General features: G+C 47.4%; 5 protein-coding genes. All 5 read left to right on the plus strand.

Annotated features, from left to right (window positions below; genetic code table 11):
* Positions 1-234 precede the first annotated feature (234 nt).
* The 5 genes from M3200_RS03495 (at position 235) to trmFO (ending at position 7,105) form a co-directional block, all read left to right on the plus strand.
* Positions 235-588 carry a YraN family protein gene (locus M3200_RS03495; RefSeq protein WP_022382150.1) on the plus strand — a complete coding sequence of 118 codons (354 nt, stop codon included), beginning with the start codon at positions 235-237 and terminating at the stop codon, positions 586-588.
* Positions 589-626: 38 nt separating this feature from the next.
* On the plus strand, positions 627-2,141 hold the full coding sequence (locus M3200_RS03500; protein WP_022382151.1) for a YifB family Mg chelatase-like AAA ATPase: 1,515 nt from the start codon (positions 627-629) through the stop codon (positions 2,139-2,141).
* Positions 2,142-2,143: 2 nt separating this feature from the next.
* Positions 2,144-3,232, plus strand: a complete 1,089-nt coding sequence (dprA, locus tag M3200_RS03505) for a DNA-processing protein DprA (RefSeq protein WP_022382152.1) — start codon at positions 2,144-2,146, stop codon at positions 3,230-3,232.
* Between the two features lie 194 nt (positions 3,233-3,426).
* Entirely contained in the window at positions 3,427-5,787 is a 2,361-nt protein-coding gene (topA, locus tag M3200_RS03510; RefSeq protein WP_022382153.1) for a type I DNA topoisomerase, read from the plus strand.
* Between the two features lie 13 nt (positions 5,788-5,800).
* A complete protein-coding gene (gene trmFO, locus M3200_RS03515) occupies positions 5,801-7,105 on the plus strand; it encodes a methylenetetrahydrofolate--tRNA-(uracil(54)-C(5))-methyltransferase (FADH(2)-oxidizing) TrmFO (RefSeq protein ID WP_022382154.1) in 1,305 nt (434 codons plus the stop codon).
* Positions 7,106-7,181: the final 76 nt, after the last annotated feature.

Genomic DNA, 7,181 nt, shown 5'->3' on the forward strand with positions numbered 1-7,181 from the left:
CGCCGGGTGTTCAACTTATTATTGCAATTCGGGTTTACAGAATTTTTATACTTTGGCATTGACTATTATCCAAATAGGAATTTAAAATGAAAGACAAAGTATGTTCGTTATCTACAGGACGGTATATAAATTTAAAATAAGTATAACAGGGCATGGGATCTTTCCTGCTCCCTGCGCCTGTTCTTACGCGGTCATAAAATTGCAAATATTGTATTTTCATGTTATGGAGGACTCATGGGAACGACAACTTTTGGCCGGGAAGGTGAAAATTTAGCCAAGGTGTATCTCGAGAAAAAAGGGTATAAATTTCTCGACCGCAATTTTAAGCGGATACATGGCGAAGTAGATTTAATTATGATGGATGGAGATGTTATTGTTTTTGTAGAAGTGAAAAGCAGGCATAACAGAAAATATGGTGATCCGATTGAGGCAGTTAACAAATATAAGCAAAAGCATATCCGCTATTGCGCAAACTTATACCTGTCATCACATCGTATCACTGATCAAAGTGTAAGATTTGATGTTGTAGAGGTACTGGCTTCAGCAGGAAGAGCAGTCCGGTACAGGCATACTCGAAACGCATTCTAGAACTTGGTATGGAAATTTAATTGTTGAGGGAGACAATTATGTATGCAGAAGTCTTAGGAACGACAACGTATGGGCTCAACGGGCATGTAATCGGGGTGGAAGTAGATATCAGGAGAGCGGCAGAAGCATTGGAAATAGTCGGACTTCCGGCCGCATCTGTCAAAGAATCTAAGGAAAGGGTCAATTCGGCAATCAGAAATTCCGGGTACCGCTTCCCTGGAAATAAAGTCATCGTCAATCTGGCGCCGGCAGACTTGAAAAAGGACAGCTCGGGGCTTGACCTTCCGATTGCAATCGGACTTTTGGCGGCCAACGGCGGTATTCCGCTGGATCGTTTGAAAAATATGATTTTCATCGGAGAGCTTTCTCTTCAGGGGGAAATAAGGCCTGTTCCCGGCGTACTGTCCATGGTATTGACCGGCAAAGCCGCAGGGATAACCAGATATTTCATGGCACCTGAAGTCACGAACGAAGCACTGCTCTGTGATGATATTGAAGTGTACGGGCCGAAGACGCTGCGGGAACTGGTTGAATTTCTGGTCGGAGAAAGAGACCTCCCTCAGGCAGTGAGAAAAGAAGACACAGAGGCAAAAGCCAGTGATGTCGATCTTTCTGAAGTTCAGGGCCAGGTCATCGCTAAACGCGCGCTTGAGATTGCGGCCGCAGGTGCCCATAATGTTCTGATGACAGGCGCACCGGGATCGGGCAAGACGATGCTTGCCAGAAGGATTACGACCATTCTTCCTCCCATGACTAGGGAAGAGGCGCTGGAAGTAACAAAGATATACAGTGTGGCTGGCCTTTATAAGGCGGATGACATTATCAGGGAAAGACCTTTCAGAAGCCCGCATCATACGATTTCCATGGCAGGCCTGATCGGAGGGGGAACGATTCCGCGTCCGGGCGAAGTAACTCTTTCTCACAGGGGCGTCCTGTTTCTGGATGAACTTCCCGAATTTCCGCGTTCCGTCCTGGAGGTTTTAAGACAGCCGCTTGAGGACAGGGAAGTGCATATTTCAAGAGTGAATGCATCCTTTGTCTATCCCTCCGATTTTATTCTGATTGCGGCCATGAACCCTTGTCCCTGCGGATATCTCGGGGATCCGCAGCATCAGTGTACCTGCACGGATGGGGAAATCAGGAGCTACGGAAGAAAGATATCAGGACCGCTGCTTGACAGAATCGATCTTCATGTAACGGTACAGCGTCCTAAATATAAAGAGCTCATTGCAACGACAAAGGGAGAATCCTCTGCCGAAATTGCAGCCCGTGTTTCAGCGGCCAGAGCAATCCAGACATCAAGACTTTCCAAATGGCATATGCAGAACAATGCACAGATGGGGCACAGGCAGCTGAAGGAAACCTGCCAGCTTGATAAGGAAGGCACTGAACTGCTTCATGAAATATTCGAAAAGCTGCACCTGTCTGCCAGGAGCTATGACAGGATCATCAAAGTTTCCCGTACGATTGCCGATCTTGACGGGCAGCCGCAGATTCTTGCCAAGCATGTTGCTGAAGCGATAAGTTACAGGAATATGATTCCGCTGAGGTGATTATGGATATTTATGCTGCTGCTCTTCCTGGATGTCCGGGATTAGGTGCCAAAAATATCAGGGAACTGATTGACCACTTCAATACGCCTGAAGACGTATGGAATGCCTCTGAAAAAGATATCATCGATCTTCATGTGCTGACTCCTGCCAGAGAAAAGGCCTTCCTCAAGTACAGGCGCGAAACGGATCTGGAAAAACTGGAGAAAAAGCTGCTGGGACTTGGAATCCGCTGGTGTACATGGGAAGACAGCACGTACCCTTCTCTTCTGGCAGAAACGTCCAATCCGCCGGCCGTGCTCTATTATATGGGAACTTCTCCGGTCTTTGAAAAGACGATAGGGATTGTGGGATCGAGAAAGGCAACCGCATACGGAATAGAAACAGCTGGACAGTTTGCCAGAGCGCTTTCAAAAGAAGGCGTTACGGTTGTCTCCGGCGGAGCTAGAGGGATTGACAGTGCTGCGCACAGCGGCGTCTTGCAGGAAAAAGGGAGTACGGTTGTCGTGATGGCATGCGGGCTGGATAAGGTCTATCCGCCGGAAAACAGGAATTTGTTCCAGCAGGTCATTGATAACGGAGGCACACTGCTTTCTGAATACCCGCCGGGAATGCCGCCTCTTGGACGGCAGTTTCCCGCCAGAAACAGGATTATTGCCGGAATGAGCCGGGGAGTTATCGTAGTGGAGGCTGCTGAGCGCAGCGGTTCATTGATTACTTCTGATTTCGCATTGGAAGAAGGAAGGGATGTCTTCTCCGTACCGGGAAGCATATGGATAGATTCCTGCAAAGGAACCAATCAATTGATCAGGAATGGAGCTATATGCTGCACATCGGCAGAAGATGTCCTTTCCGAATACAATTGGAAGGAAGAAAAAGGGAAGCCTGAGAGCAAGTATCTGGAGCCTTTAACGATTGAAGAGGAGTATGTATTCCATTTCTGCCAGACCGAAGGAGAAGTCAATTCCGAAGATATATTGCAGCATTCTGGATTTTCTGTGGTAAAATTGACTATGATTTTGCTCCAGCTCCAGCTGAAGGGATATATCCAGGAGACTGAACAGGGCAGATATATAATAAAAACAGGATTGTAACATTCTTTCATCAGTCCTTTAAATCGGCGGATCTTCGCATCATTTTAAAGCAGTTCGATTTTATTCTTTTTAGAAACTGCGCTGAAAGTGTATAATAAAGGAATTGATAAAAGTATTTAAATCATGTATCATTCTTGTTCATAGATCTGAAAGATGAAAGAACTTGTACTTTATTAAGTAAGTGGAGGAAGATTTTGCCAATTACAAGAACAATCACAATAGGAAGCAAACGCAAGACAAGAACAAAGGCTCCTGCTGAACCATCTTTTAAACGTAAACCAAATCCCAAGGGAAAGCATCTTGTTGTCGTAGAATCTCCGGCTAAAGCAAAAACAATAGAGAAAATTCTCGGACCGGATTACAAGGTCCTTGCTTCGAAAGGTCATTTGAGAGATCTGCCGCAAAAGACACTTGGCGTTGATATCGATGATAATTTCAAGCCTGAATACGTCAATTCCAAGGACAAGGAAGACGTTATCAAGACACTCCAGAAGGAAGCAAACCATTGCAGGGACATTTATCTGGCAACGGACCCTGATCGCGAAGGAGAGGCCATTTCCTGGCATTTAGCGAAGCTTCTTGATGTGAATCCGGAAGATAATGTAAGAATTGCATTCCACGAAATCACGGCTCCTGCCATCAAGGAAGCCATTAAGCATCCGGGACCGATTGATTTGAACCGTGTCGATGCGCAGCAGGCCCGCCGCGTCCTTGACAGGCTGGTCGGCTACAAGCTTTCCCCCTGGCTCTGGAAGCAGGTATACCGCGGCCTTTCTGCAGGACGAGTGCAGTCTGTGGCAACGCGTCTGATCTGCGAACGCGAGGAAGAAATACGCGCCTTCAAACAGGAAGAATACTGGACAATCGAATGTGTCTATACGACTCCGGAAGGGGATGCGTTTAACGCAAAGCTGGCACAGATCAGCGGAAAACCTGCAGAGCTTCACAATGAAGAAGAAGCAGAAAAAGCAGCAGCAGGCGTCCGGAATAAGAATGCGGATGTAGTTTCCGTAACAAAGACAAAGAAGCAGCGCAAGACGAAGCCGCCTTATACGACGTCCACGATGCAGCAGGATGCTGTCAATAAATTGAACTTAGGATCCAAGAAAACCATGCTTCTTGCGCAGGAACTCTATGAAGGCATCGAGCTTCCTGAACAGGGGCATGTAGGTCTGATCACTTATATGCGTACGGATTCCACGCGTATTTCTGATGAAATGTTCAAGCAGGCCAGAGAATATATCGGAAGGCTTTACGGAGACAAGTACCTGCCGGAAAAGCCGAATGTTTTTGCCAAGTCCAAAGAAGCGCAGGATGCCCACGAAGCCATAAGACCGACAAGTCTTGCACTTCCGCCGGCCGCATTGAAAGGTGTTTTGAAAAGAGACCAGCTGCGTCTTTACACACTGATCTGGAACCGTTTCATTGCATCGCAAATGGCACCGCAAATTGCCCAGAGCACGAATGTCACCCTTCAGTGCGGTGAATTCATCTTAAAGGCAAGCGGACTTCACATTCTCTTTGATGGTTTTACAATCATGCAGCCAGCCAAGGATGAGAAGAAGGATGAAGAAGAAGCAGCGATTATCCCGCCGCTCAAGAAGGGTGATTCTGTCCTCAATGTCAAGGCAGACGGGAATCAGCACTTTACTTCTCCGCCCCCAAGATATACAGAAGCAAGCCTGATCAAAGTACTCGAAGAAAAGGGAATTGGCCGCCCGTCCACATACGCTCCGATTCTTGATACCATACAGAAACGCCGCTACGTGACCAAGGAAGGAAAGCAGTTTGTTCCAACGGAAATCGGTTTCAAGGTAACGGATCTTCTTAAGAAGTATTTCGATGGAGTCATCAATGTAGACTTTACGGCCAACCTTGAAAACTGGCTGGATAAGATTGCTGACGGCCATGCGACTTATACAAAGGTCATCACTGACTTCTACAAGGTCTTTTCAGACGAACTGAACGCAGCTAATGTGGAAGCTTCCAAAAACAAGAAGGAAGAAGCAGAGGTTTCTGATGTTGTCTGCGAAAAATGCGGCGCAAAGATGATTGTAAAGCTGGGGCGCTACGGCAAGTATCTTGCCTGTCCGAACTATCCGGACTGCAAGAACATCAAGCCGTACAGCCTGGTCAACGGGCCAAAAGAGGTTTCTGATGTCCATTGCGATAAGTGCGGTACACTGATGGTTTACCGCATGGGACCGTATGGAAGGTATTTGAAATGTCCCAACTGCAATGCGAATAAGGCCATTGTCATTGACACTTCCATCGTCTGCCCGAAGTGTCATGAAGGACATATGATCCAGAGAAGAACCAAGAGAGGGCGTACCTTCTATGGATGCAGCCGGTATCCGGCGTGTGATATGGCACTCTGGAACGAACCGGTAGACCAGTTCTGCAAAGTATGCGGATCGATCATGGTCAAGAAGGTATCCAGAGACGGGACAGAGACGATTGTCTGCTCGAACCCTGAGTGTCCGACAGCTCCCAAGAAGAGTACCACTAAAGGAAGAAGGGCAACAAAGAAAACAGCATCGAAAGATGAAACATGACAGGAGAAATAAATTGACTGATAAAGTAACCGTAATAGGAGCCGGACTTGCAGGCAGCGAAGCTGCGTTTCAGCTTGCTGAACTTGGAATCCCGGTAGAATTGGTAGAGATGCGTCCCCTTAAGCAGACACCGGCGCACCATACCGGCTATTTTGCTGAACTTGTCTGCAGCAATTCGCTTCGCGCGGCTTCCGTGACAAATGCAGTAGGCCTGCTGAAGGAAGAAATGCGCCGCCTTCATTCGGTCATCATGGATGCTGCCGATCACCACTCTGTACCAGCTGGCGGAGCTCTGGCTGTCGACCGTATGGGATACGCGGAAGCCGTGACTGAAATCGTAAAGAACCATCCGCTGATTACATTTACGGAAAAAGAAGTGACTGAAATTCCGGAAGATGGCATTACGATCATTGCCACGGGTCCTCTGACAGAGGGAAAACTGGCAGAAGCGATTGAAGATTTCTGCGGCGGAGAGGGCTTTCATTTCTATGACGCAGCTGCTCCGATCGTAACAAAAGAATCACTGGATCTGGACGTAGTTTATGCGATGTCACGCTACGGAAAAGGGGAAGCAGCTTATCTGAACTGCCCTATGAATGAAGAAGAGTATGCGGCATTCCAGGAAGCGCTCTGTCATGCAGAAATGGCTCCGGTCCATGGGTTTGAAAACAAGAAGGTTTTTGAAGGATGCATGCCGATTGAAGTCATGGCGCAGCGCGGAGCAGATACAATGCGATTCGGCCCGTTAAAACCGGTCGGGCTTCCTGATCCGAGAACCGGGGAAACTCCATATGCAGTCGTCCAGCTTCGAAGAGACAATGAAGACGATACGATGTACAATATTGTCGGCTTCCAGACTCATCTGAAGTGGGGTGAACAAAAGCGGGTCTTTGGCATGATTCCTGGCTTATCGCATGCGGAATTCGTCCGTTATGGCGTTATGCACAGGAATACATACATCGATTCGCCCGATCTTTTGAACGAAACCATGGAAACGAGAAAAAAGAAAGGGCTCTTCTTTGCAGGACAAATGACCGGCGTCGAAGGGTATGTCGAATCCGCCGCATCAGGGATTGTTGCCGCTTACAGCGCAGCTGCAAGATTCCGCGGTGAAGAACCGAAAGCATTTCCGAGAGAAACCGCCATTGGCTCTCTTTGCTACTACATCTCTCACTTTGATGGCAAGAACTTCCAGCCGATGAATGTAAATTTCGGACTTATGCCGCAGCTGGAGAAAAGAGTGCCTAAGAAAGAAAAGAACCAGCGCATTGCTGACCGTGCATTAGAAGCAATTGACAATTTTATAGAAAATCACTAAGAGAACTGGGCAGTCATATATGGCTGCTCTTTTCTTTTGCTGAAATGAGGCTTATAGGACATTTCGTGTTGTTTTT

Origin of the sequence: Dialister sp. CAG:357 (assembly GCF_000435155.1) — a bacterium.
GTDB classification, from domain to species: domain Bacteria; phylum Bacillota; class Negativicutes; order Veillonellales; family Dialisteraceae; genus Dialister; species Dialister hominis.

What these genes read in the sequence shown, in the direction of transcription:
- dprA (WP_022382152.1), top strand. Translation starts at nt 2,144, where the DNA reads ATGGATATTTATGCTGCTGCTCTTCCTGGATGTCCGGGATTAGGTGCC.
- M3200_RS03500 (WP_022382151.1), top strand. Translation starts at nt 627, where the DNA reads ATGTATGCAGAAGTCTTAGGAACGACAACGTATGGGCTCAACGGGCAT.
- M3200_RS03495 (WP_022382150.1), top strand. Translation starts at nt 235, where the DNA reads ATGGGAACGACAACTTTTGGCCGGGAAGGTGAAAATTTAGCCAAGGTG.